At 30.0% G+C, this 26,595-nt stretch carries 26 protein-coding genes and 2 pseudogenes; 4 read left to right on the top strand and 24 right to left on the bottom strand.

All coding sequences use genetic code 11. The annotated features are described in order from the left end of the window. Positions 1-29: 29 nt before the first annotated feature. From B3W71_RS06290 to B3W71_RS06335, 11 genes are all read right to left on the bottom strand, one after another. Positions 30-2,015, bottom strand: coding sequence for an aminopeptidase (locus B3W71_RS06290; protein ID WP_346888090.1), 1,986 nt, complete (start codon positions 2,013-2,015; stop codon positions 30-32). Positions 2,016-2,304: 289 nt separating this feature from the next. Continuing rightward, positions 2,305-2,628, bottom strand: coding sequence for a DUF2325 domain-containing protein (locus B3W71_RS06295; RefSeq protein WP_346888091.1), 324 nt, complete (start codon positions 2,626-2,628; stop codon positions 2,305-2,307). Between the two features lie 508 nt (positions 2,629-3,136). Beyond that, positions 3,137-4,093 (bottom strand): siderophore ABC transporter substrate-binding protein, encoded by a 957-nt coding sequence (locus B3W71_RS06300; protein ID WP_346888092.1) that lies wholly within the window; start codon positions 4,091-4,093, stop codon positions 3,137-3,139. A 467-nt stretch (positions 4,094-4,560) separates the two neighbouring features. Further along, positions 4,561-5,316, bottom strand: coding sequence for an ABC transporter ATP-binding protein (locus B3W71_RS06305; protein ID WP_346888093.1), 756 nt, complete (start codon positions 5,314-5,316; stop codon positions 4,561-4,563). Next, the gene (locus tag B3W71_RS06310; protein WP_346888094.1) at positions 5,317-6,276 is read right to left on the bottom strand and encodes an iron chelate uptake ABC transporter family permease subunit; all 960 of its coding nucleotides are present in this window, start codon (positions 6,274-6,276) and stop codon (positions 5,317-5,319) included. It abuts the gene before it with no gap. Next, positions 6,266-7,219: an ABC transporter permease gene (locus tag B3W71_RS06315; RefSeq protein ID WP_346888095.1), complete on the bottom strand. Its 954-nt coding sequence runs from the start codon at positions 7,217-7,219 to the stop codon at positions 6,266-6,268. Before B3W71_RS06315 ends, B3W71_RS06310 begins: the two co-directional genes overlap by 11 nt. A 695-nt stretch (positions 7,220-7,914) precedes the next feature. Continuing rightward, positions 7,915-8,970 (bottom strand): spermidine/putrescine ABC transporter substrate-binding protein, encoded by a 1,056-nt coding sequence (locus B3W71_RS06320; RefSeq protein ID WP_346888096.1) that lies wholly within the window; start codon positions 8,968-8,970, stop codon positions 7,915-7,917. A 432-nt stretch (positions 8,971-9,402) separates the two neighbouring features. Next, positions 9,403-9,555 (bottom strand): hypothetical protein, encoded by a 153-nt coding sequence (locus B3W71_RS19260; protein WP_414631991.1) that lies wholly within the window; start codon positions 9,553-9,555, stop codon positions 9,403-9,405. A 101-nt stretch (positions 9,556-9,656) separates the two neighbouring features. Further along, positions 9,657-10,526 (bottom strand): PhzF family phenazine biosynthesis protein, encoded by an 870-nt coding sequence (locus tag B3W71_RS06325; RefSeq protein WP_346888097.1) that lies wholly within the window; start codon positions 10,524-10,526, stop codon positions 9,657-9,659. A 138-nt stretch (positions 10,527-10,664) separates the two neighbouring features. Further along, positions 10,665-11,651 (bottom strand): ornithine cyclodeaminase family protein, encoded by a 987-nt coding sequence (locus B3W71_RS06330; protein WP_346888098.1) that lies wholly within the window; start codon positions 11,649-11,651, stop codon positions 10,665-10,667. A gap of 8 nt (positions 11,652-11,659) precedes the next feature. Beyond that, complete coding sequence (locus tag B3W71_RS06335) at positions 11,660-12,781, bottom strand: aminotransferase class I/II-fold pyridoxal phosphate-dependent enzyme (RefSeq protein WP_346888099.1); 1,122 nt, start codon at positions 12,779-12,781, stop codon at positions 11,660-11,662. Positions 12,782-12,891: 110 nt separating this feature from the next. On the opposite strand from B3W71_RS06335, the gene B3W71_RS06340 reads away from it, so the two are divergent. Beyond that, on the top strand, positions 12,892-14,364 hold the full coding sequence (locus B3W71_RS06340; RefSeq protein ID WP_346888100.1) for a PLP-dependent aminotransferase family protein: 1,473 nt from the start codon (positions 12,892-12,894) through the stop codon (positions 14,362-14,364). Between the two features lie 168 nt (positions 14,365-14,532). On the opposite strand, the gene B3W71_RS06345 is transcribed toward B3W71_RS06340, so the two are convergent. The 8 genes and pseudogenes from B3W71_RS06345 to B3W71_RS06380 form a co-directional block, all read right to left on the bottom strand. Next, a complete protein-coding gene (locus tag B3W71_RS06345) occupies positions 14,533-15,069 on the bottom strand; it encodes a GNAT family N-acetyltransferase (protein WP_346888101.1) in 537 nt (178 codons plus the stop codon). Positions 15,070-15,286: 217 nt separating this feature from the next. After that, positions 15,287-15,564 (bottom strand): annotated as a pseudogene (locus B3W71_RS06350) (CD3324 family protein). Positions 15,565-15,797: 233 nt separating this feature from the next. Then, the gene (locus B3W71_RS06355) at positions 15,798-16,826 is read right to left on the bottom strand and encodes a serine hydrolase domain-containing protein (RefSeq protein WP_346888102.1); all 1,029 of its coding nucleotides are present in this window, start codon (positions 16,824-16,826) and stop codon (positions 15,798-15,800) included. 113 nt (positions 16,827-16,939) lie between these two features. Next, positions 16,940-17,380, bottom strand: coding sequence for a GNAT family N-acetyltransferase (locus tag B3W71_RS06360; RefSeq protein ID WP_346888103.1), 441 nt, complete (start codon positions 17,378-17,380; stop codon positions 16,940-16,942). A 149-nt stretch (positions 17,381-17,529) separates the two neighbouring features. Then, positions 17,530-17,880 carry a hypothetical protein gene (locus B3W71_RS06365; RefSeq protein WP_346888104.1) on the bottom strand — a complete coding sequence of 117 codons (351 nt, stop codon included), beginning with the start codon at positions 17,878-17,880 and terminating at the stop codon, positions 17,530-17,532. Then, entirely contained in the window at positions 17,870-18,400 is a 531-nt protein-coding gene (locus B3W71_RS06370) for a response regulator transcription factor (protein ID WP_346888105.1), read from the bottom strand. The genes B3W71_RS06365 and B3W71_RS06370 overlap by 11 nt, the downstream gene beginning before the upstream one ends. 225 nt (positions 18,401-18,625) lie before the next feature. Continuing rightward, positions 18,626-19,435 carry a MerR family transcriptional regulator gene (locus B3W71_RS06375; protein ID WP_346888106.1) on the bottom strand — a complete coding sequence of 270 codons (810 nt, stop codon included), beginning with the start codon at positions 19,433-19,435 and terminating at the stop codon, positions 18,626-18,628. A gap of 227 nt (positions 19,436-19,662) precedes the next feature. After that, positions 19,663-20,208 carry a flavodoxin family protein gene (locus B3W71_RS06380; protein ID WP_346888107.1) on the bottom strand — a complete coding sequence of 182 codons (546 nt, stop codon included), beginning with the start codon at positions 20,206-20,208 and terminating at the stop codon, positions 19,663-19,665. Positions 20,209-20,326: 118 nt separating this feature from the next. Here B3W71_RS06380 and B3W71_RS06385 point away from each other — a divergent pair, with 118 nt between their 5' ends. Next, positions 20,327-20,668 (top strand): helix-turn-helix domain-containing protein, encoded by a 342-nt coding sequence (locus B3W71_RS06385; RefSeq protein WP_346888108.1) that lies wholly within the window; start codon positions 20,327-20,329, stop codon positions 20,666-20,668. A gap of 42 nt (positions 20,669-20,710) precedes the next feature. Continuing rightward, positions 20,711-21,094 (top strand): annotated as a pseudogene (locus B3W71_RS06390) (IS3 family transposase); the annotation flags it as partial. 83 nt (positions 21,095-21,177) lie between these two features. Here the strand turns inward: B3W71_RS06390 and B3W71_RS06395 are convergent. Next, on the bottom strand, positions 21,178-21,765 hold the full coding sequence (locus B3W71_RS06395) for a hydrolase (RefSeq protein ID WP_346888109.1): 588 nt from the start codon (positions 21,763-21,765) through the stop codon (positions 21,178-21,180). Positions 21,766-22,033: 268 nt separating this feature from the next. Between B3W71_RS06395 and B3W71_RS06400 the strand changes: the two genes are divergently transcribed. Beyond that, positions 22,034-22,585: an XRE family transcriptional regulator gene (locus tag B3W71_RS06400; protein WP_346888110.1), complete on the top strand. Its 552-nt coding sequence runs from the start codon at positions 22,034-22,036 to the stop codon at positions 22,583-22,585. 371 nt (positions 22,586-22,956) lie between these two features. Here the strand turns inward: B3W71_RS06400 and B3W71_RS06405 are convergent, their stop codons facing one another. The 4 genes from B3W71_RS06405 to B3W71_RS06420 form a co-directional block, all read right to left on the bottom strand. Next, positions 22,957-23,793, bottom strand: coding sequence for a DUF5700 domain-containing putative Zn-dependent protease (locus tag B3W71_RS06405; protein ID WP_346888111.1), 837 nt, complete (start codon positions 23,791-23,793; stop codon positions 22,957-22,959). Between the two features lie 170 nt (positions 23,794-23,963). Next, positions 23,964-24,206, bottom strand: a complete 243-nt coding sequence (locus B3W71_RS06410; protein ID WP_346888112.1) for a hypothetical protein — start codon at positions 24,204-24,206, stop codon at positions 23,964-23,966. A gap of 320 nt (positions 24,207-24,526) precedes the next feature. Further along, positions 24,527-25,396, bottom strand: a complete 870-nt coding sequence (locus tag B3W71_RS06415) for a PhzF family phenazine biosynthesis protein (protein ID WP_346888113.1) — start codon at positions 25,394-25,396, stop codon at positions 24,527-24,529. 167 nt (positions 25,397-25,563) lie between these two features. Then, entirely contained in the window at positions 25,564-26,412 is an 849-nt protein-coding gene (locus tag B3W71_RS06420; RefSeq protein WP_346888114.1) for a PhzF family phenazine biosynthesis protein, read from the bottom strand. Positions 26,413-26,595 lie beyond the last annotated feature (183 nt).

A 26,595-nucleotide genomic window follows, 5' to 3' on the forward strand; every position in this document is an offset into this window, starting at 1 on the left:
GATTGTCCCCCTATTTATATAAAAACTTATTAAGCCTCTGCATTAAAAGGTTCATTTAATTCTTCAGTACCATCTAATATAAATCTTCCATCTTTAATCACTTCAATAACCTGTCCATCCTTTGTTATAGCATTTATAAATTCTAACTTATCATAAGGAATAGTTATATCTGTATGACATTGAGTATATGCATTCTCTATGTCTGTTTTTCTAAGAATAGATTTTTCATTATCCTTAGCAATTATTTCTTTTCCATCAAAAGGATTATATACTTTTTCATCTTCACTATAAGAATAACAAGTATCACCTACTGCAAAGTGTGGCCCCATCTTTTCTCCTATAAGAATAGGAAGTATAGGTACTATATTGTGTTTTTGTGCTATAACATATGCCAAAGTGTTTGTACCTATTGCAAACTCACCAAGAGGTAAAGTTTTATTTGGGAATAGTAAATTTTCTTCTATATATTTTTTATTCTTAGATTCTTCTTCAAAGTTAGAACAGTTATATTCATCTATATATCCATCCTTAAATACAAGTTCTAAGTTTATATATTTAAGACTATCTAAAAATATCTCTTCTAGATGTAAAGTACCATTTGTTCCTTTTAGTACTGGAGAAGTAAATACCTCACCTACTGGTATATTAACAGTAGCAACGCAATTTTCAAAATTTGTTTCCTTCTCTGGGTTACTAATTTCCTGCATCTTAACCTTTATATCTGTTCTATTTCCATTGCAGCCTTTGACATGAATGAAGTCACCCTTATCTAATGCTTTTATAATTTCATTTTGTATTCTTTCCCACTTATCTGAATCCAAAGTATTTATCTCCATAGTATCAGCAAAAATTTCTTCAAATTTATCTCCTATTTCTGGAGTAGGGAAAGCTATAATTGTAAAAGTAGTCTCACTGGCTGGCATATAATTATTTTGAATATTTCTAAGTCTTACTACTGAGTTTTGATAAATCTTACTTTGTTCTTCACTTAATTTTAAAGCTGTACTCTTACTTTCGGGTGCAAAAGGAACCTCTCCAAAAGCCTCAAAAACTGCTATTCCAGAATATTTTGACAGTGCTTCCTTATATCCTTCAAAGGTAGCTACATACTTTTCTTCCCTAGTTTCTGCAAAGCTTTTATTAAAGAATAAGGCATTATCAAATCTATGATCATAAGTAAACTGTTTATTTACATCAGTAGATTCTACCGTAGCAAGTACAGGAGTTAAGTTATATTTACCAAATTCGTTTATTACTTCTCTCATAATAGCTTCTTGACCAACAAAATATAATACTCTTACTGTAGACTTAATAGTATAATCCTTCTTTTCTCTTATAAAGCTGTCCATATATCCCTTAACCATGGTATATGCTATCCTATTCACTTCTTTACAAGTAGATAAAAATTTAGCTGTTTTTATTTCGTTATCAGTTATATATTTTCCATATTTAAATAAATATCTTAAATCCTCAGGATTTGCTTCTTCTACTATAGTTTTGTAATGACTCTTAACATCTACTGCTAAGCTATGGACTCTCTCTTCAGCTTCCATATCTAAAATGCTAACTTCAAAATCTCCTATAATTTCTATTAGCCCATTAGCATTGTCCCCACACTTAACTACATAGGCATAAGAATCTATTAATAATTGTAGTAGTTTTTCTATCTTCTCTGTCTTATGAGAAAATACTAAAGATATAACCCCTTGCAATCTGTTATATAAATATGTAGCTACTTGACCCATTTCTTTTCCTAATTCTTTCACTACATAGTCTGGATTGCCATAACTTGTATTATAGTTATCTCCTACTAAATCGCTATAAATTTCATGATTTTCTTTTAAAAGTTCATCAAAATCTTTTTCTTTAAAATACTCATCATTTAACTTTTCTTCTAAGCTACATACATGATATAATTTTTCCCCCATTTGCTTAAAGAAAGCTAAATATTTCTTGTCATTAGTATTTATTAAAGATACTTCTTTTACTTGTTGAAGATTACTAATATTACTCACTTTATATCCCACCCTTCTAAGGCATCTGAAAATAAATANNTTAGACAAGGAAACAGGTTCCGTAGATAGTAGCACTACCTAAGGGTTCTGTTGACGTAGTATAACACAAAATAGACGAGGGTTCTGTTGACGTAGTATAACACAAAATAAACGAGCATTCTGACTTATTTATTTTTTGAAGATGCCTAATAATATCCATAACAAAAAAGTATCATATTCAGAAAATTAATACAACACTTTCAGTAATTTTTATCATCAGTGTAAAGTGCTAAAAGATTAAACTATCTTATTAATTGATATGATTTATGCAGTTTTTACAATCTCCTGAGCAGTTTAAGCAATGAGTGTCTAAAATGCTCTTTAAAGAACTAGAGCTACTGCTATGAGATTTAGCTACATTAATATTCTTTTTTGAGGCTTCTTGCATAGCTGTAACAATCATTTTATGGGACACTGTATTAGTAAACAATATTAATAGATCTGGACATCCTATTTGAGATTTAAATCTTCCTGGCATTTGTGTAAATACCTTTGCCTTGCAGCTATACTTATCACAAATCTTTTTATACTCACAAACCATCCTATCATGACCACCAATTATTACTATACTCATTTCTTTTCCTCCTAAGATTTATATTATTTAGGCATCTCAAAATAAATAATAAGTCAACGATGGGAGTATTAGAGCGGGTNNTAGCATTTTAAAATTTTAAAATGTTAGAATTGAAAAATTTTAAAATGCTAAAATGTTAAAATGTTATATATTTAAAGTGTTAAAATTTTATAATTTTATAAAGTTAGCTATCGCTTACTTTGCTTTAAAAATATAAGTTAGCTAGAGCTAACTTAGTTCAAGTTTACTACTTCTAATATTCTATGTCAACATACCTTTTAATCTAATTTATAAAAATTAAGCTATAGAGATATATAATTATTATTTTTGAAAACTGAATATAAAGAAATCAAAGCAACCAGAGTTATAATCCTATGCCCTGCATAGTTTTTATTATATCTGTGAATAATTCAGGTTAAATTTTATCAAAATATTCCTACTTAAATTTTCATATATAAAAATAACTATTTGACCTTTAAAGCCAAATAATTATTTAAACTTAATTTTATTATTTCACAATAGCTTCCATATCTTCTATAATTAAATCCGCTGCTTTTAGTCCTGCTCCACCAACATACCAAGCTTGAGAATTTAGATATACTATATTCTCATTTTTATATGCATCTATAGTTTTAACTAAATCATTTTCTATTACTTCTTTAGCTGCTGAATAATCTTCTGATCCACTTGTTCCTGCTGCTTTATCAACTACTAAAAGATAGTCTGGATTCTTAGCTAATAAATATTCATAAGTTATATTTTGGCCATGGTTTGACACCTCTATATTAGCATCTGTTGGTACAAATCCAAATTCATTAAATATAATTGAAAATCTTGATCCTGCACCATATACACTCATAGATCCATCTGTCACGATAGTCGCTAAAGCATTTGATCCTTTATCCTTTACTTTTTTTCCGACAACTTCAACTCTTTCATTAAGTTCTTTTAATTTAGATGTTGCTACATCTTCTTTATCAAATATTTTTCCTATTTTGTTTACATTTGATTCTAAAGATTTTAAGTAGTTTTTAGAATCTGTTCCCAATTGTATTGTTGGAGCTATAGCAGAAAGCTCATCGTAATAATCAGCTTGTCTACCTTCTATAATTATTAAATCTGGATCTAACTCATTAATTTTTTCTAAGTTAAATTCCTTTAATCCTCCTAAGTCCTCATATTTATCACTTTTATAATCTGATAAATATGTTGGTAAGCTCTTTTGTGGTAATCCTACTACTCCTTCTATCTCCATTGAATCCATAATATCTAAAGATGCATAATCTAATACTACTATCTTCTTTGGATTTTTAGGTACTTCTGTTTCTCCTGCTGTATGAGTTATTGTTATAGTTTCTCCTTTCTTTTCTCCTGTTTCCTTACTTCCTAGCTTTGTAGCTGCAAATACACCAACCAGTGCAACTATTGCAACACCAACTATTATACCAACTTTTTTCTTATTCATTTATTTCACCTATCCCTTTCACTTATACCTAATTATTGCTTTTCCTTATATCTTAAATATTTATTTTTATTTATAAATAAATTTCCTTAATTACTTAATTAGAAGAAATTATATTTTTACTATGTCATGGTTTCCCACTTCCCTCTCAATGATATTCCTTCTCACATACCTATTTGAAATAAAACTCCTTTTCCCTACATTTTTAAAATGAGTAAGTTCACATAATTAAATCATAGACTTAAATGGTCACTTAAGTTCGACCAACCAAATCATAGATTTTATTTCTCGCTTTGCTCGTAGGGACACTCCTCTTCACTTCGTTCAAATGAGTAAGTTCTACTAACAAAATATAAAATTTTGAGTTATATTGCTAAAGCAACTTTTCGCTTCGCTCTTGAGGAAACTCCTTCTCATATTCATTCGAATGAGTAAGTTCCACTAACAAAATATAAAATTTTGAGTGTCACTTAGAAATATACACAGATGTTGTTTCCGTTTATATTTTTAATATCAAAGTCAATTTCGTATACATCTTCTAAAACATCCTTTGAAATTATAGCTTCAGTGACATCATCCTTAACTATCTTTCCATCCTTAAGAATAACTATTTTATCTGAGTAAACTGACGCAAAGTTTATATCGTGCATAACTATTACTACAGTTTTCCCAAGATCATCAGCTAGACCTCTTAGAACTTTCATCATTTGAACTGAATGTTTCATATCTAGGTTGTTTAGTGGTTCATCCAGTAATACATATTCAGTATTTTGGGAAATTACCATGGCTATATACGCTCTTTGTCTTTGACCACCACTAAGCTCATCCAAATATCTATTTTCTATATCTTTAAGTTGCATATATTCTATAGCTTCATCTACATACTTCATATCTTCCTTTGTAAGTCTGCCTTCACAGTGAGGATAGCGTCCGAAGCTAACTATTTCCTTTATAGTCAGTCTTACATTTATATTGTTGGACTGTTTAAGTATGGCTATTTTTTTAGCAAGTTCCTTAGTGTCCCACTTTTCTAATTCTGTACCATCTATTATGACTTGACCTTCATCTTTTTTCATAATACGAGATATCATTGATAATAAGGTACTCTTCCCTGCTCCATTAGGCCCTATGAAAGAAGTAATTTTTCCTTTTTCTATATTTAAAGACACCTTGTCTACTACTGCCTTATCTCCGTATTTTTTAACTATCTCTCTAACTTCTATCATTTATTTGCCCTCCTTCATTAAAAGATATATAAAGTAGATTCCACCAATAAAATTAATTATTATACTCACTGTACTTCCAAAGTTTAGTATTCTCTCTACTACAAATTGTCCTCCTACTAAAGCGATTATGCTTATCAATATGCTTCCTATTATTTGATAACTATGCTTATATGTATTAAATAACTGATAAGATAGATTTACTACTAGTAGTCCAAGGAAAGTTATTTGACCAACTAAAGCTGTAGAAATAGATACTAATATAGCAACAATTAATAATATTTTTCTAGAGAACTTATCAAAATCTATTCCTAAGTTTATTGCTTGATCTCTTCCTAGAAGCATCACATCTAACTTTTTAATATCATCATAAACTGATACAAAAATTATAAGTATAGCTATTATAGATATTAATAATATGTCTGTATTAACATTAGCAAAGCTAGCAAACATTTTGCTCTGCAACGCTTCAAATTCGTTAGGATCAATCATAACCTGCATAAAGGATGTCATACTCTTGAATAAAGTCCCTAAAACTGTTCCAACCAGTAATAAAAAGAAGATATTATTTCTTCCATTCTTTTTAAACAGCAATTTATATAAGATTAGAGTTCCAATTAACATTACTCCTACAGATAATAAGAAGTTTACATTTTTATTTGTCATAAATATGCTTGATACACCAAATAGAAATACTAATATTGTTTGCACAAACATATATAGTGAATCAAGTCCTAATATGCTTGGTGTTAAAATCCTATTGCTGGTTACAGTTTGAAATATCATAGATGAAAATGCAATGGATCCTCCAGTAATTGCTATAGCTATAACTTTAGGAATTCTCTTTGATAAGTTATAATCCCAATTTCGTGCATTTAATCCTTGGAATAAAAATAATCCGATAACAGCTATTGCAATTGCTCCAAGTATGTACAGTTTCTTTTTATCTCTATTATCTTTCATTTCTATTCCTCCTAAATATCAGGTAAAGGAATATGACACTTCCTATAACTCCAACTGTAAGACTTATAGGTACTTCATATGGATAAATAACAAGTCTACTTATAATGTCGCAGGCTAGTACAAATATAGCTCCAAATAAAGCTGTATCCCATATATTTTTACTAAGGTTGTCCCCTTTGAATATTGATACTATATTAGGAACTATAAGTCCTATAAACGGTATATTTCCAACTGTTATTACTACTAAAGCTGAAATTAACGCAACTATTACAACTCCAATATTAGAAACTCTATTATAGTTAAGCCCTAAATTAGAAGAAATGTCTTCTCCCATTCCTATAATTGTAAACTTATTAGCATATAATAAAGCTATTATTAGTAGAGGTATTGTTAAATACAATAGTTCATAATTCCCTTTTATAATCATAGAGAAATCTCCCTGCAGGAAAGTTCCCATACTTTGTACTAGGTTGTTTTTATATGCAAAGAAATCAGTCATAGAACCTATAACATTGCCTACCATTATTCCTACTAAAGGAATAAATATAACATTTTTCATTTTTATAGTTTTAAGTATTTTCATGAAAACAAAAGTTCCAAGAAGAGCAAATATAAATGCTGTTATCATCTTTTGCATTAAAGTCGCTGATGAAAATAGTAACATAGATACTAGTACTCCTAACTTTGCAGAGTCCACCGTAGCTGCTGTGCCTGGAGAAACAAATTTATTATTACTAATTTGTTGCATTATAACTCCACCAACACTCATTCCAACTCCTGCTACGACTATACTTATAAGACGTGGTAATCTAGCTAAAATTATTATATTCATTTCATCTTGATTCCATTGTAGTATATCCGTAAGTGTTATATTTTGAACTCCTATAAATATTGAAGCTATTGCCAGTGTTATAAATATAGGAATTAGATATCTCTTCTTCATAGTTCCTCCAAAACTTTCTTATGTATTGCTGAATCCTTATGTATGTAAATTTTAATTTTCTTAACGAAAGTTTCTATACTTTATATTAGCTAACAGTTTTCAATTATCAATTAATATATAAATTCAATTGATAACTTTATCGCTCTCTTATAATAACCTAATTGAGAATTATTTTCAACTACTTTTTTATTAAATATAATATGATTATTTTACTCAAGATTTACTAGCCTCTATTTTCCTAAGTTTTCCTTATATATTTGTATATAAATTAAAAATAAAAAATCAACTTTAATGACTTATAAAACCACTTTACAAGAAAATTAACTCACTTCATCTAAATCAATTAAGGAGCTAATTACCTCTAAAACTCCTTTATTAATTTTGCTCTTTTGTATCTTTTTCACTAAAGTGCCCAATATTAATTCTTTTCATATTTGGTGAGATATAGCATTTTAAGTTTTTTGGGGTTTTGAATTTAAATTTAGAAAAATCCTTAAAGTTACAGGCTTTTTAAAGTGCATCTAAGAATAAACAGCCGAAAGTTTTGAATGTGAAAAATACTAAAACCTTCGGTTATCTTTATTTATTAAATAAAAAGGAGCAGCGCTACATAACTTATTCAGTTATTTTGCGACACTCCTTTTTATTTTAAAAATTTAATTTTAATAATCGTATATAATATTTATAGAATAATATTAATTACTTGATTTTATTTTTATCCAAGCTTCATCATATAATTTTTTAACATCACTAGGGAAATCTGCATAGATTTCACATCTGTCCATTATTTCTTTAGGCATATATGCATTAGGATTATTTCTAATTTCCTCTGGTTGTTCGAGTCTTGCTTCTCTATTTGGAGTTGTATATCCTATTTCATCAGCTATTCTTAATGCACTTTCCTTATCACTTACAAAGTTTATGAACTTTTCAGCTCCTTCAACATTTTCAGCATTATAAGGTATGCATAAGCTGTCAATCCAGAAGTTTGCCCCTTCCTTAGGTACTACATAAACTAAATTAGGATACTCATCTTGAAGATTTAATCCCTCTCCAGACCAAATCATATTTATATCAGATTCTCCTGCTGGAATCATTACAGTTCCGTTATCAACACCATATATCGGATTTACTAAATTTCTTTGATTTAATAGTAATTCTTTAGCTTCTTCAACTTCCTTTGGATTAGTTGAATTTAAAGAATATCCAAGCTTCTTTAAAGCTACTCCTATTGTATCTCTATAAGTATCAAACATAAAAATTTTATCTTTATATTTTTCATTCCATAATATATCCCAACTATCTACTTCTTCTGTTACTACATCTTTATTATAAATAAGTCCTACTGTTCCAAACATATAAGGAACTGAATACTTATTATCTGGATCTATTTCTAGATTTAAGTAATCTTCATCCATTTGAGATATATTAGGTATATTATCTTTATTTAGTTCTTGAACAAGATTATTTTTAATCATCCTTGGCATTAAAGCATCAGATACTAAAATAACATCATATTTTACTCCACCTTTACTAATCTTTTGATACATTGTTTCCATATCATCAAAAGTTTCAATATTAACTTTTATACCATATTGCTTCTCAAATTCTTTTACAGTTTCTTCATCTATATTTTCGCCATAATTAAAAAAGCTTATTTCTTTAGAAGAATCTTTACTACATCCTACAAATAATGCCGCCATTATTACAATACAAATTGATAAACTCAATAATTTAAATGATATTTTCATACTACACTTCCTTCCATATCATTCCATATGCTATTTAACTCTTAAATATTCTTTTGGATTATATCATTATTTTAAGTGTATGTCTAATTATATAATATTTATTATTACAAGATATAATTTCCTAGAGAAACAAATAGGCTTCGCTAACAATAATATTAAAGTGCATCTTCAATATTTTATATAAGNNGTAATATATTTTGTGAAAGCCCTTTTTTATTTTAAAAAAGACTATATATTCTTAAATATGATCAATCTAAAAAGCTGAAATCTTAAATTGATTTCAGCTTTTTAGATTGAGCTTTCATAAAATATAGTTATCTATTTTGTGAAAGCCCCTTAAATATGTTATTTAAAATTAATATTATTAATAACAAATTTTATCAAAAATATTATGTACGGGTATTGGAAAGCTGATGTGGGGGATGGCTATTGTTACAGCAACTTTATCTTAGATCCAATACCCATAGATAATGCTTTGTTATATATCAAAGCTGCCAAAGTATTATCTTGAATGCTAATACCAGTTAAATTAAAGATAATAATTTCAGAAGGATTTCTTATTTCTTCTTTATTACCTAAAAGCACTTCTCATAGCTTGGCATTACATGTCTGAAATTTTAATATCGCCTAAATCAATTTGGTTCTGTGTTTTATCACAACAGTTGCAACCATCAGTTTTTGCGAAACTAAATTTCAACTTCTATTTCAGAAATATTTAATGCTTTTCCACCTACCCTGACTTCTTCAATCTTATCTCCTAGAGTTGATAGTGATACCAATATCTCTGAAGGTTCATCCATAGAATAACCTTGTTCAATTATAACATTATCCATATTTTCTTGACTTAATGCACCATATTTTAGCATATAGCAAGCTAGTGCTCCATTTGAAGTACCAGTCGCAGACTCTTCAGGTATGCCATAAAGAGGTGCAAGATTTCTAGTGTGAGCATTGGAATTATGTAACGATTCAAGTGTAAACAGATGATACCCTACAACATCATATTTTTTGCTGATTGCGGCTACCTTTTCAAAATCAGGTTTAATGCTGCTTAGAATACTTAAATCTTTAATAGGAACAATAATGTCTTTTAAACCTGTAGATACGATTTGTGCTGGGAAATTTGCATCCATTTGAGCTACAGAGATATTCAATGAATCTGCAATTTCTTCTCTGTCTAATGTCTCAAAAAAAGTCGGAAGTGACTGATTCATAATAATTGACATATCTTCCTTAACATATACGTTAAGAATGCCTGCCTTTGTTTCCTGTCTATAGTGTCCTGGCGTAATACGTTTTTTACTTAATAGCATGTAAAATGCGCCTACAGTTGCATGTCCGCAAAGGTCTACCTCTTCTGCTGGAGTAAAAAAGCGTACTTTAAAATCCGCTAAATTTGAATTCATTATAAAGGCAGTCTCGCTAAAACCGATTTTTTCAGCAATTTTTTTCATATCAGCTTCGGATAGTTGGTCAGCATCAAAAACAACTGCTGCCGGATTTCCACCCTCGATGGATTTTGCAAATGAGTTTAAAGTAAAAGCTTTAATTTTCATTTTCATTCTTCTGAGAAGATGTCATGGAGCATCTTCTCCTCAAACCTACCTTTCTTAAATATTAATATTATTAATAACAAATTTTATAAAAAATATCATATACGGGTATTGGAAAGCTGATGTGGGGGATAACTATTGTTACAACAGCTCTATTTTAGATCCAATACCCATAGATAATGCTTTGTTATATATCAAATCTGCCAAAGTATTATCCTGAATACCCATTCCTGTGGCATCAAAAATTGTGACCTGGGTGTCATTATCCCTTGCTTGCTTACGTTCAAGCAAAACTTCTCCTAACTCAGCGTATATATCCGAGGTTTTTATGTCTCCAGACATAATCGAATTTCTTGTCTCACCACGTTCTACACATTGAGATATTGAATCAACATAAATTTTAGCACGTCTAAATATCTTTGTATCTAACTCCTGTTTACCAGCCATATCAGCACCTATGGCAATAATATGAGTACCTTCCTTTATCCATTCATCTTTGACAATCATATTTTTGCTTGGTGTCGTCGTTACAATGATATCAGCATCAATAACAGCATCTTTTGCAGTTTCACATGTTTCAACTAATAAATTAAGTGATTTAGAGATTTCTTCTTTATATGCTGCTAGCAATTCAGTATTAGTGTCCCAAACTTTTACAGATTCAATATTCAAAACTTCGCATATAGCTTTGAGTTGCAGACGAGCTTGATTTCCAGCTCCAATAATAGCCACTTTCTTAGAATTCTTTCTTGATAAAAGACGAGCAGATAATCCACCAGCAGCACCTGTCCTGTATCCAGTAATCAAACTTCCATCCATTATACATAACGGATAACCGGTTTTCCCATCAAGTAACATAATTGTTGCGAGCATAGTTGGCAAATTATAAACTTTTGGGTTGTCCCAATATCCAGATGCACTTTTTATGCTTATGAATTGATTAGATTTCGAATAGCATGTCTTTATATCAAGTTCTCCATTGTTTTCTTCATCTTCTATTGATACAATAGGTGGCTGAATAACCATATTACTACAGTAGTCTTTATACGCTTGTTCAACAGAAGCTATTGCATCTTTCATGTTGATAAGCATGCCTACATCTTGTTTTGATAAAAGCAATGTCTCCATTTAATCACCTACACGTATTTTTTTTCAATCAAATATTCTTCGAACTTCTTAAGGCTTTCTTCAAAATTATCTCTACCATATCCCATTCTGAAATATTGTCCTTTAAATCCATAAATACTTGATGGTAATAAAAGTACACCTTTTTCTGCAACAAGTGTTTCACAGAAATCATGAATTGGCATTTCTATATTCATCTTATGAAAAGCTACTGGTCCTGCCATTGGTCTGTTATATTCAAAAAGATCTGAATATTTACTAAAGAACTCATCAGCTATTTTAAGGTTTGATTCGATTACACTTCTATTTTTGTTAAGGATTTCATCACTATGTTTAAGTGCGACCATAGAAAGATATTCAGATGGTGCACTTGTACAAATACTTGTATAATGCTTCATTTTTTTCATTTTCTCAATAATTTCATGATCTTTTGTGGCAATCCAGCCAAGTCTTAATCCTGCTAAACCATATGCCTTAGACATAACACCAAGAGAAATTCCTTTTTCATAACAGTCTGCAAACCATGGACGCTTTTCTCCATCTAATTCTACACCTTTATAAACTTCATCGCAGAAAACATATAAATCATATCTTCTTGCTATCTCAACTATCTTTTCTATTTCTTCTTTTTTCAAAGTATAACCAGTTGGATTATTTGGGCTATTCAAGCAGATAAGTTTAGTGTTTGGTTTTATCATATCTTCTAATTTATCTATATCAATTGTCCAACCATTCTCACCTTGTTCCAATGACCATTTTGAAACTTCACAACCTATTGAATTTGGAACTTCAAATGATGACTGATAAATAGGGAACTGACATATTACATGATCACCTTTTTCCAATAGCACGTTCGCAAAATTGAATATTGGCTCTTGAGCTCCTGCATGTACAACTATTTCTTCAGGTGTAATTGTAGAATATAAACTAGATATAACCTCTCTAAGATATGGACTTCCAGCCACTTCAGTATATCCAAGCCCTCCATTTAAAAATTCTTCTTCAGCACCTGGTTCATAAGCAAGTAATTCTTTCATACTCATAGAAGCACAATCTGATTGCGTAAGTAAATATGGTGCTGAAAACTCATGCTTTCCAAAAAATACTTCTAATTTAAAATCTCTTAATTTCATACTATAATCATTCCTTTCTTGAATTTATTATAATAATACAATATAATGACTATAAAATATCCAACCAAAGAAAATATAATATCCATCCAAGTTAGCAAAAGGAGCAAATTATGAGTACCAAATTTAATGAAACTGTAATAATAAATTGGAAACCCGATAAGAACTCAGATATTACTTTAACAAGGCAAATAATTGGATATCTTAAAGAACGGATTGCAAAAGGTGATTGGTTAGTTGGTCAAAAGCTGCCCTCTCAACGTAAAATGGCCGAGCTATTTGAAGTAAACAGAAGCACAATAGTTGAAGCTCTATCTGAACTGGCATCACTTGGCATTATTGACTCATCCTTTGGTAAAGGTACAACTATAGTAAATAATACATGGTCACTTCTTATTGACAGCAGTACACCCGATTGGAAAAATTATATAGAACATGGAATACATAGACCCAATAATCCAATAATACAAGCTATGTATAAATTCGAATTTATTGAACCAATAATTCGTCTTGGAACAGGAGAAATGTCACCAGCCCACTTTCCTCATAATATGATGGCTGATGTTCTTAAAAGAGTATCTGATCGAAATGTTTCTTATAATTATTTAGGTCCACTTGGCCTATATGAACTTAGAGTTGAATTATGTAAATATCTTAAAAAATTTAATTTACAGGTAGAACCATCACAAGTTTTAATAGTATCAGGATCACTTCAAGCTCTGCAACTTATTTCCCTTAGTATACTAGGACCAAATTCTGTTGTCCTCGTAGAAGAACCATCATATATTAAATCATTGAGAGTTTTTGACTTTTCAGGTATTACAATGAGAAATGTTCCTATGGATAAAGATGGTCTAATGCCCTGGATGATAGACGATACTATATTGAAAAAGGGAAAATCTATATTATATACAATTCCTACATTTCATAATCCAACAGGAATTACTATGAGTGAGAATAGACGAAGTGAATTGCTTAGATGGTGTAAATCAAATCAACTTCCAATTATTGAGGATGATGTTTATAGGGAATTATATTTTGATGAGGCTCCTCCCCTTCCAATTAAAGCAATAGATAATACTGGAAATGTTCTTTACATGGGAAGCGTATCTAAATCACTAGCACCAGGCTTTAGAATTGGATGGATAGTAGGTCCTGAATCTATTGTAGAGCGTCTTGGAGACATAAAAATGCAAACTGACTATGGTGCAAGTTCATTATCCCAATGGATAATGAATGAATGGTTTCATAGTGGACTATACGATATGCATATTCAAACACTTAGAAAACAACTAAAAGAAAGATGTTCTTTTATGCTTCATTTACTTGATTTATATTTTTCTGATATTGCAACTTGGAATATTCCTAAAGGCGGTTTCTATATATGGTTGAAATTAAATAAACCTTTATCTATAGAAAAGGTTTTTGATCAAGCACTTAAAGAGAATGTATTAATTAATCCTGGTGATATATATAGTTTTAAGAAAAATAATTGTATCCGTCTTTCTTACTCTTATGCATCAAATCAAGATATGGAAGAGGGATTGAAAAAACTTTCTATAATTATTAAAAGAATAAATAATTAATTATTCTTTTAATAATTTAACTCGTTGTGCCAGTAAATTAACTAGCACAATGAGTTAATTTAACAACTGAATCTAAATAACCATTTCAAAATTCTTATTAATGCATGTAAAGATTTTTATGAAGCACTTATTATTATTATTATTTATACAAAAAGGATACCTTAACAATCAAGCATTATTAAATGTAAATATTAGTTTATATCCATCAAAGGTTGATCCATGCTTTTCTTTAAAGTTATCTTTTGTATAATCACTAACAGTTTTTCTCCAAAATTTTTCTGCCCTTAGATTTGTCCCGATTTCTTTTGCTGCCACATATAATCCCCATTTACCTTTAAATTTATCGAATACCTGCTTGGCTGCAATGGATGCAATATCTTTTCCCCTATATGGCCTTAATAAAAAAAACTCAAAAACATAATAATCCATTCCTTTAGGTGCATATTTACCAGTTGACACTAAATCAAACCCTGCAGGCTTTCCATCCACCATTATAATAAATGGGAAAAGCTCATTTGGCTTCTGAAACCAATCATTCTGAACATCATATTGTTCAGCTAATGTTTTTATAGGCTCATCTTCATAGATTCCATACTCATTAGGTAAATTTCCATAAACCTCTGATAAATCATGCAAATATAATGGATAAATATTTTTTATGATATTTGCATTTTCTTCATTTGCTAAAACTACCTTTACTTCCATACCCCTCATCCCCTATCTTATAATATAATTGTAAAATAAATAGCATGCTAATTATTACTTTAACTAGCATGCTGATTCAAAATAGGACATTATATAATTTAAAATTCAATTTATAATGTCTATTTAAAATCAGATAAAGTTTACTTATAAAACTCTCTAAATAAATCATATCATGACTTTAAATAAACCTTCAATTTCATAAACAGTTATGTATTAATTATAAACATAATCTGTTCTGTTCACCTATTATACGTCTTATACTCTGCTCTGATAAGTAATAATTAGTGATAACTTTCTGACAGTCACACCCTCATTATACTTTTGAAAAATTTCATTATTTCTATCTTTTAACACATCTTTTATACCACTTTTTTCTCCCCAAGCTTTCTGCTTACCATCTTTTCTTGGTATATAAAGAAATTCTCCATCAACATATTCTTGTATGACTTTTATCATATCCTCTGGTAACACATTATTTGCATTAATATATTTCAAATTCTTGCCCTCCTCTATTTTAATAGATTTGATGCAAAAACTACCCTAAAACTCATTTAATGTGTTACAAGAACCTAAGTTGTTTAACATTTATTTATATGCAATTCATTAAATTAGGCTCCTGACAAAGCATTGCTGTTTTGTTTCATTGTAGTCTTTGCAGGAGCAAGTTATGAAACTTCTAAAAATCTTATTGACTTCCATTAAACCACACCTTTCTTATTTTAAGTTACTTACTTATTTAGGCATTCCATAACTTTGTCACCAAACTCCCTCAAATAATATAAATAACCTTCAGTTCCACTAAAATTATATTGTTTGTTATACATACGTGCTATAACTAGTTCATGAGATGGTATTACAAGTAGCAAAGCACCTCTCACTCCTACAATTTGATATGATCCAACAGGTACTGAAGCACCTATTTCAGTATATTTTGCAGGCAAACTCTTTGTAAACCAAAGGAATCCATTTTGAGGAAAATCCTTATTTTCCATTTCTGGGCTTTGTACTGATGATGCCATTTTAAAAACTTCCTTAGGGGCTACTTGCTTTCCCTCAATCATTCCTTGTTTCAAGTGAAGATATCCCCAATAAGCAAATTCTCTTGCTGAAACAAACATATTATGTAAGTCGCCATTTGCTGTTGGTTCAAGATAACTCTTAGATTCTTTATTCTTGTCCACTATTGAATAAACTAACTGTTCACTCCAATCAGTTTTCCACGCTGTCTCCTTTAAGCCTAAAGGACAACATATACATTCATTAATAATTTGTGAAACGGTTTTCTTAGTTGTCCTCCTAACAATTTCACAAAGCATTAATATATTCTCTCCTCGATAAGCCCAATTTGTTCCGCATGAAAATTCTCTAAAAAGATAGCCCTTCTCATTTCGCTCTATTCCATGAGTATGAGTGAGCAAATGGCGTATCGTAGTTTTTTCCATCACTTTTGAGTCAAGTTCAGGTATATAATTTATAACCAAGTCATCTATAGAAGAAATTTTTCCTTGATATACCGCAAGAGCAACTGCAAATCCAATATAACTCTTTCGTGCAGATGCAATGTTAAATTGTGAATCTACTTGAATAGGCCTAGCAGTTCTATCATGAGAATGAAATCCGCTATAATATTCTGTAATAATTCTATCTTTATGTATAACAACTAACGCAGTTGCAGATCCACCGTTTAAATCATTTATTTTTTGTGTGTATTCAACGAGTGTAGAAAACTGACTTGTTATATCTTTATGTATATTCAACTAAATTCCTCATTTCTATAAAAATAATTAAAAGCTTGAATTAAATAAATTCTAATCAGATATTACATTTCTATTATAAATGGAATTTATGGTTGAGATAAATCAAATTTTATCTATAACCTCTGAATATATATTTTTTCTTCGTCTCCCCAAGGAGCCAATTTTTTATCAATTACATAAAAACCATATTTTTCATATAGATTTATATAGTCACTTACTAAATATGTTTTCTCAAATCCCAAGCCTTTAAGATATTTCATAGCATTTTGGATAAGTTTTTGACTTAGCCTATGACCTCTATACGCCTCTCCTACAAACATAAAGCCAATATAAGGCGTATATTCTACATTAGGAATACAATCTGTTTTTGAAATAGTACAATAACCTGCAATTTCACCATTTTCAATTGCAATAAGCACTCTTTCCCATTCTGTAAACATTTCTTTTTTCATTAATAGGGACAAGTTTTTTCCAGCACTCCAAGAACAATTCTCAGCATAACTTATAACCTTTTCCCATTCACTATCAAGTGATGTAATCGCTTTAATTTCCACTTGTTACCTCCATAATTTGCGAAGGATTATTTGATTTTTTCCCTTCTATGATTTGTTACATCTAAATATATTTTTTTCATCATACATCACCGTTTCTTCAATTATTTATCAAAATGCTTTTAGCATAATAATCAACTACAAATTCCTATTCATCCATTCTTATGATGAGAATAGGATTGGCAAGTAATATCTATATCAAGATTATCTTTTGAAACATGTTCTATAGTGTCTGTAATATCTTCAAGATAATGCTCTTTTTCTCTTGTAATTATAAGGAAGAATATAATAATAAGAGCAATAAATAATGTAAAAAGTAATATGATAAAAGTGATAATATTTTCATGAAAAAAATTTGCAAAGGTTTTATTACTTGAAGCCACTAAAAATGAAATACCCAGAAATAAAATACCTAGAAAGAAAATACACAGACAAGACAACAAAATACTTATGAAGAATGAAAGTATAGATTTAAAACTTGTTGTATTGAATTTATTTTTCAATTTTATATCCTCCCCCCCAAACCATTTCAATGAATTTTGGATTTTTAGGGCCTTCTTCGATTTTTTCTCTCAATCTCCACATATGTACCATTACTGTATTATTAGACTCAAAATGTTTTTCGTCTTTCTGGGCCTTTAAGGTTTCATTAAAATAGAAAGATCGACGTAATTGAGATTTAACTCTTGTAATTAATTCCATTGGATTAAAAGGTTTTGTCATGTAATCATAAGCACCAATACTTAAGTCAAGTATTTTATCCATGCCCTGTACTTTAGTACTTGTCCGAATTATCGGAATACTTAAGGCATTTCTAATTTTTCTATAAATCTTCATGCCATCAATTTCCAGCATCATAATATCAAGTAATATTAAATGAATCCTATGATTTTTAATCAAGTTAATTCCATCAGCTCCATTAAGAGCCTTAAAAACATTATACCATTCATTCTTTAGATACATTTCCATCAATTCAACAGTCTCTCGTTGGTCATCTATGATAAGTATATTGTAGTTATTCATAGAATAAATTCTCCATTCATGCTAATTTATAGATACAATTATATCACAAATACCAACGTGATAGCTATTTATAACATAATTTGTATATTGTTACCATTATAGCTTTTGGGTTTATTTATCTGTGTTTTTCTAAGTATAAAGACTACTAAGTTTTTTCCAATCTAAATAAAATGGCTGCACATAATGATAGCTAAGTCATCATGTACAGCCATTTTTATAAGCCCATTATTTTTTTACTGGTATCTGTATTTCACTCAAATAATCCTCTGTATTCCTTTCATTCCAAGGTCCTTTTATAGCAACTTGGCGTGGATTTCCAACTATACTATATCCATTTTTCTCAATCCAATTTCCTAAAAAATTATATGCTGGCGCTAAATTAGAATAATCTCCTGGAACTAATATACTAGCAGCCTGCTCCACTACTTCAGTTTCCTTAAATATAAACTCATTTTCATTCTCCATAAGTTTGTCAACACCCATTACTACCTCTACATCAACTTCACCTTCTTTATGGCCCTCATCGTGATAAGTAGCATAGGCAATGGTGTTGCAAGGAACGTTTTTTGATATAGTGTATTTGCCAAGCCTTTCCCAAAGCATGCCTTCTGCATTATAGGATGGTATAGAATCTCTCAAAGAAATAACCTTGTAACTAGGTATTGATTTTAATGTAACATTGTAACTCATATTAACCCTCTCCTTTTTCATATCCTTAATGGCGGAGTTGATTTTTTCAAGTCTTATTTCCTCAGCTCTTATATTATTCTTAATTTCTTCACTTTTGACTTTTAAAATATCTTCTAGCTTTTCATCAGACTTTTCCTTCATAAATATTGCTATATCAGCTACGTTAAAGCTCATATCTCTCAATGATACTATTAGGTTAATATCTGAAATCTGTTTTGCTGAATAATATCTATAGCCTGTGAAGTCATCAATTTTAGCAGGCTTAAAAAGCCCAACTTCATCATAATATCTAAGCATACGTACGGATACCCTAGTCAACTTAGAGAAATCTCCAATCTTGAACATAAAATCAACTCCTATAAATTACTGCCATTCGAATGACATCTTTAGAATAATGCCTAACACCATGTGAGAGTCAATATTAAATTTACATTTATAGTATATACCACCAATTAATACGTTTCAATCTGTGTTTATTTCTGTAATAACCCTAATCTACTATATTTTAATAGCAAACAAAATAGAAGAAGGATAACCACCATTATCTGAGGATTTTCCTTTATTATTATTTATCAAATATTTCTGCCTATATTTTCTGCACGAACAAGATAGTCAGTAGATAATATATCTCCTTTATTGAGTACTCCTGGAACAACTAACTGACCTCTATCTGTCCATTTTTGATAAGAGCAAATCAGCTTATATGTGGTAATAATACCTTCAAAGGCAGATTCATTATTTTCTTCTCCACAAACCAGAAGCATACTCTCTTTTATATTTAGTTTCTTTTCTCCAATTATAAATGAATACATTTTATCAATTGCTGCCTTAAGTTGAGACGAAAACGAATACCAATACAGCGGTGTTGCGAAAACAATCACATCTGCTTTTTCTATAAGGGGAACAATATTATTAAAGTCATCATCGAAAGAGCAAGGTGTTCCTTTACTGTAGCAAGTATTGCAAGCTATACATCCCTTGATATTTTTTCTACCAACATCACATTTAACTACTTCATGTCCTGCTTTAGTTGCTCCTTTTATAAACGCATCAGCTAATAAATCACTATTGCCTCCAACTCTCGGGCTACCATTTAATACTAAAATATTTTTTTTCATAGTTTATTCATCCTTTCTTAAATTGATATTGTTGACAACAATTTAAGCATAATTTATAATACAATATCAGTAAAGTACGCACATTTAGGTTATATACTAACCAGAAGGGAAGTGTAAAATGTCTATAGATAGCTGCAGTGAAACTGGTATAAATGTAATCGATACTGATTTTGGATATACATTATCACTTATAAATGGTAAATATAAAATGATTATCATGTATTGGCTTGCTGAATATAAGTCAGTTATGAGATTTAATGAGCTTCAACATTCTATTGGCACAATCTCATTTAAAACCTTAAGTAAAACACTTAAAGAAATGGAAGATGACCAATTAATAATACGCAAAGAATATCCTCAAATTCCACCAAAAGTTGAATATAGCTTGTCAGAGCGTGGAAAATCACTCATACCTATTTTAGATATGATGTGTTCTTGGGGTGGGAAAAATCGCTTATAGCCTATTAGAGTATTTTATTTCCTGCTCTATAGGCTTGATGTATATATGTTGTCTCAACAGTTAGATGATATAATATCCAAGCTAATTGAAACATTAATGCAGAATAATAGTAATTTATTGCATCCACAAGCATTTATTCGCTCAGATCAAGGGGTTCATTATACTAGTCCTCGTTTTCAAAAACTTCTGAAGAAATATAAATTAGGTCAATCCATGTCAAGACATAGCAACTGTTGGGATAATGTTCCGCAGGAGTCTTTCTTTGATCATATGAAAGATTAAATTGACTATAAAGGTTGCGATACATTTGAAGAATTACAACCTATGATAAATAAATATATGTATTACTATAATAATTTCAGATGTCAGTGGAATTTGAAAAAGCTGACTCCTATCCAATATAGAAATCAGCTTTTAGCTACATAGTCTTTTTCAAAATGTCCTTGACATATGGACTATTTTAAAATGAAGTTATTTTATATTTATATAATAGTAGCTATAAGTCTTTTCTAGATATTATAGGTCTCCATTTCATTATTAACATATTCCTCGCATGAACGCATAGCTAAAATTGTTTCTTCAAATAACTTAGCTAATTCCCATTGGAGCATATCTGCTCCTTGCCTAATTACATCTCGTGAACATCCCGCTGCAAACTTCTTATCCTTAAATTTTTTCTTAAGACTCGAAAGCTCCATATCCATAACACTTTTAGATGGACGCATTCGTGCTGCTGCTCCAATCAGTCCTGTAAGTTCATCTACGGCAAACAATACTTTTTCCATGTCATGCTCCGGCTTAGGTTGATCTCCTACGCAAAGACCATATCCATGGCTAGCTGCAGCCCTTATTAATCTTTCATCAATTCCTCTTGCTCTCATAATTTCTTGAGTTTTAGTACAGTGCTCTTCTGGGTACATTTCAAAATCTAAATCATGAAGTAATCCAACCATAGCCCAAAACTCAGCCTCGTCTTCATATCCAAGTTTTTCTGCAAAATACTTCATCGTTCCTTCAACTGTCAAGGCATGTTGTATATGAAATGCCTCTTTATTATATTCATTAAGCAAATTCAATGCTTCTTGTCTTGTTATCATAATAATACCCTCCTTTAAGAATTAAACCATATAATATTAGAATAATTTTTTAGTTAAGGCATCTGAGAATAAATAANNATTTTTTGAAGATGCCTAAATACTTTAGCATGCTATCCTTCCATGTGATAATAAGATTCTTTCATTCTTCTTGTATACTTTAAATAATTAAGATATAATAATTTACGAACGTTAAATATATTTAATGTTAATCTTATTTTACTTTTGTTAATTATAATTGTCAATACACTTATAGGAGGTTACCCCTTAAATGAATATAAATCTTATCATTTCAGAAAACTTAAAGAGGCTTCGTACTGAACGAAATTTAAGTTTAGGTCAGCTTGCTGAATTATCTGATATAAGTAAAGTCATGCTATCTCAAATTGAAAAAGGTAGTACTAATCCAACTATAAATACTTTATGGAAAATAGCAAATGGACTAAAGGTTCCTTATACCTCGCTCCTAGAACAAAAAGAGGAGGAAACTTATATTACAAAAAAGAGTGATATTGAAGTGCAGCTAAATGATGAAGGTCATTATAGGGTATATTGTTACTACACTAGTACACCATACCGTAATTTTGAACTTTTCCAAATTGAGCTTGATGAAGGTCACTCATATACATCATTGGGTCATTCTGAAAAATCACAAGAGTATATTATGGTGTTAGAAGGCGAATTAACACTAGAAGTAAACAATAAAATTTATAAATTAAATCCTAATGATTCTATATGCTTCTCTCCCTCTAATCAACATGTATATTCTAATAATGGAAAGAGTACCTTAAAAGCTACAGTAACAAACTTTTATCCTGTCTAATAATTAGGCGGGATTATTTTTACTATGACTATTAATCTCTATAATTCAAAATAACTAAAATTAATATTTTACGTCTTCTCATGTTTATAATCCTAACGTATTTCTATAAAGCTTTATTATCTTTTTTCCTTTATATGTATGATTATTACTTGCATATCATATGCTTTAAGTTCATCTAATGAAATCTTTAATTAATATAAAAAAATACTATACTTAAGTTAGTGTCCAAATCTTTGATTTGAAAAACGACCGTTTTTGGTACTTTTACACAAGATAAAAACAAGAGCATTAAGCTCTTGTTGATGAACAATAATCTAATGTGTTCATATTACATTCTTAAATAGATTGGAATTTACCATGCTCGTGAAATTTTAAAATTGTGAAATGATTTTACTATTATATCCCTTCAATGTTTTTTGTGCAAATCCATGATATCCTTTTCTAAATTCTTCTTCTAATCCTGATATACTTTTTGTCATCCAACAATCTACAAGATAGAACATTCCAGCCATAGCTGCATATTTCTCTTTATATTTTCCACAAATAGCATCATACAAGAACTCACTTTGCTTGCTTACATCTGTTTCTCTCAAAGCTTCATTCATTCTTTTCCTGCAGTTATCCTTTGCTTCCAGCCATTCTTCATTATCCCACTCAACTTCATTGATATCTTTATCTTCAAATGATATTAGGTGTGCAAATGCCTCGTGAAAAGTGTTTGCATCTAAGTTTGTTAAGTAATTACTACTTTCAGTATCGTCATCAATATCTTTTATAACTTCGCCTATACATACATGACATAGTTCATGAGTTAGTAAGTTATGTACCACACTTACAATATCACATTTCCCTTCATATTTACTCCATTGTCCTAAATCTAGAACAACATTACGCTTACCATCAGGTGCTCTTAAGACTGTTGCATCGAAAGGTTCTGGATATCCAACTATAAGGTTTATAGAAACATCATTTATGATTTCTTTCCAGTTAGGAAATAACTTATCCCATATCTCAACATTGCATGGAGTAAATTCTTTTAACCCTCTTTTAATTTGTTCAAAAATTCGTCTTACTGATTCCCTATGCTCACTTTCATATGATGGTTCTACAAACATATGACCATCATATTTAAAAAACCACTCTTCTTTATACCTATTAATAGATTTACCCTCTATATAGTCATGTAGTATATCTGCTTTAATTTTCACAATCTCTTCCCCCTTTTTATTTTTGCTTCTATAACTGAATTGTTAAATAATATAACTGTTCTTTACTCAAAATAATATCATTGTCAAATTCCTATTTATATGTTAATTCAATAAGTAACTAACTCACACTTTCCTACTATTTTGCAATACTTTATAAGTAAATTATACCATTATGTGCTATAAATTACTGTTTTAAAAAGTGGGTGAATTATAAGATATTTTTCCATTTTATGTCTTAAGGTGGGTTTTGTCGGAAATGCTAGCACTACCCCTTTATAAAATAGAGAGGATAATTTTATGTAAAAGGCAACCATTGCCATTAATAATTTATAATATAATGAGTGGTTATCAACTATTTGTCTTGCATTTTTTCTCCATACTCCTTCCCATATTCCTAACTTCTTGACTTCCACACTTCCAATATTCCACCCCGTTTAAACCCTTGATACAACTATGATTAAACCTCCTAGAGGAACACTATATTTTATAAATATATATATTTAATTTTTCAAAAATAATTTTTAATTTGAAATTAAAACAATAGATAATATTAAGACATAGATAGCAACTTGTGTAAAAGTTAAGACCTACATGTTATCGCCTTTTTATAATTGGATAACATATAGGTCTTAATTCATTTTTAAAATAACGATAAGAATAAATAAAGATGGATATGTACTATTAGTAAAGGTATAAAATATTTTGAGCTAGTAACAGATCCACTTAGTGGCAGTTATATTTCAACTTCAATTTCAGATAAGTTTAATGCTTTTCCTCCTACCATCACTTCAACAACCTCTTTATCTTGAACCGCTAAGGAAACAATTATTTCTGAAGGTTTTTCCATTGAGTACCCTTGTTCAATAACTATACATTCAGTATTCTCAAGGTTGATTTTATCATATTTAAACAGATAACAGGCAAGAGCACCATTGGATGTACCAGTTGCAGACTCTTCAGGTATTCCGTAAAGAGGTGCCAAATTTCTACAGTGAGCATCTGAACCATTAAGTGATTGAAGAGTGAACATATGATAACCAACAGTATTATATTTCCTGCTGATTTCTGCTACCTTTTCAAAGTCTGGTTTAATGCTGCTTAGAATACTTAAATCTTTAATAGGAACAATAATGTCTTTTAAACCTGTAGATACAATTTGTACTGGGAAATTTGCATCCATTTGAGCTACAGAAATATTCAAGGAATCTGCAATTTCTTCTTTACAAATTGTATCGTAAAAAATTGGAAGAGCCTGATTCATTATGATTGTCATGTCTTCTTTTACCTCTACATGTAAAATTCCTGCCTTAGTTTCCTGTGTATACATCCCTGGCTTTATTTGCCCTAGACTCAATAGTAAGTAATAAACTCCCACTGTAGCATGTCCACAAAGATCAACTTCTTCCGCAGGGGTAAAAAATCTTACCTTGAAATCTGCCAAGTCCGACTTCATTACATAGGCAGTCTCACTAAAACCAATTATACCTGCAATCTTTTTCATGTCATTTTCTGAGAGATTATCAGCATCAAAAACAACTGCTGCTGGATTTCCTCCCTCATTAGATTTTGCAAATGAGTTTAATGTAAATGCTTTTATTTTCATATTTTATCTTTAGTGAGAGAGTGTATTGTAAGTACCAAACCCTCACTTCCTTTCTTTTTATACTATTTCCATTGTCTAACAAGTTATTTCTTAGTATTTTGTTTGGATTGCGCAATAAAAAATCGCAAATTCAATCTCTTAAATAATGCGATTTTTTACGTTTATTATTATAGTAAAATAGTTCCCTTTGCCAAAATAGCTACCTCTCCAGACACTAATATTTCTTTTTTAGAAATGCTCATAGAAACCTTAATTTTACTAGGCCTGCCGACAAATCTTCCTTGATTTATTATAATCTCATGACCTACATTAAAAATATTATGCTTATATAAATATGCACCTAATGGTCCAGCTGCACTTCCTGTTGCAACATCCTCAACGTTTCCTTGATTATCCCAGGTCCGTCCTTCTATATAATTCACATCAAATATATAAGCAAATTTAGCACCTACTTCTTTTAACATTTCTTCAAATTTAGAACTAACTATTTTTGAATTCTCTATTCCTGAAGTTAATGGTACTAATAAGTATGGTAATCCTGTTGATACAACTTCCATAGGAAATTCTTCGCTTAAATTCTCTTCTGACAAGTTCAATGCATGTACATATTTATTTCTCTTCTCTTTTGAAACTTCACAGAGGAATTCCGCTTTTCCTTGATTCATTTGTACTTCATAATACTCTTCTATCTTTTTTGAATTAACTACAATTGTTTTTCGATTTAATTGAAATGTAATTGCTATATCTTCTTCATTTCTAAAAATATGACTATGAATAGTAGCAGCTGCTCCCAAAATAGGATGCCCCGCAAAATCCAATTCTTCATCTACTGTAAAAATTCTTGCATTAAATATACTATCATCTATTCTTCTCACAAAAATTGTTTCAAATTGCTTAAACTCTTGTGTTAATTTCAACATAAGATTATCTTCTAATTCCTCATTACAAAAAACAACAGTTAATCCATTGCCAGATAAAATTTCATTGCTAAAAACATCAACATGAAAATATTCCATTTTAATTCCTCCTTATATAAAAAATATAATTAACATTTATTTTACCTAAAATTATAACATATAGTGTAAATACCGCATTATTTAATTTTCAAAGAACATCTTTATCATTTACTACGCATGCTACCGTATTCTTAATATCGAGAATCCTTCTAATATCATCGTCACCGAGAACTCTTATTGGAA

Origin of the sequence: Clostridium sp. UBA1056, assembly GCA_002316385.1 — a bacterium.
GTDB lineage: Bacteria > Bacillota > Clostridia > Clostridiales > Clostridiaceae > Clostridium_J.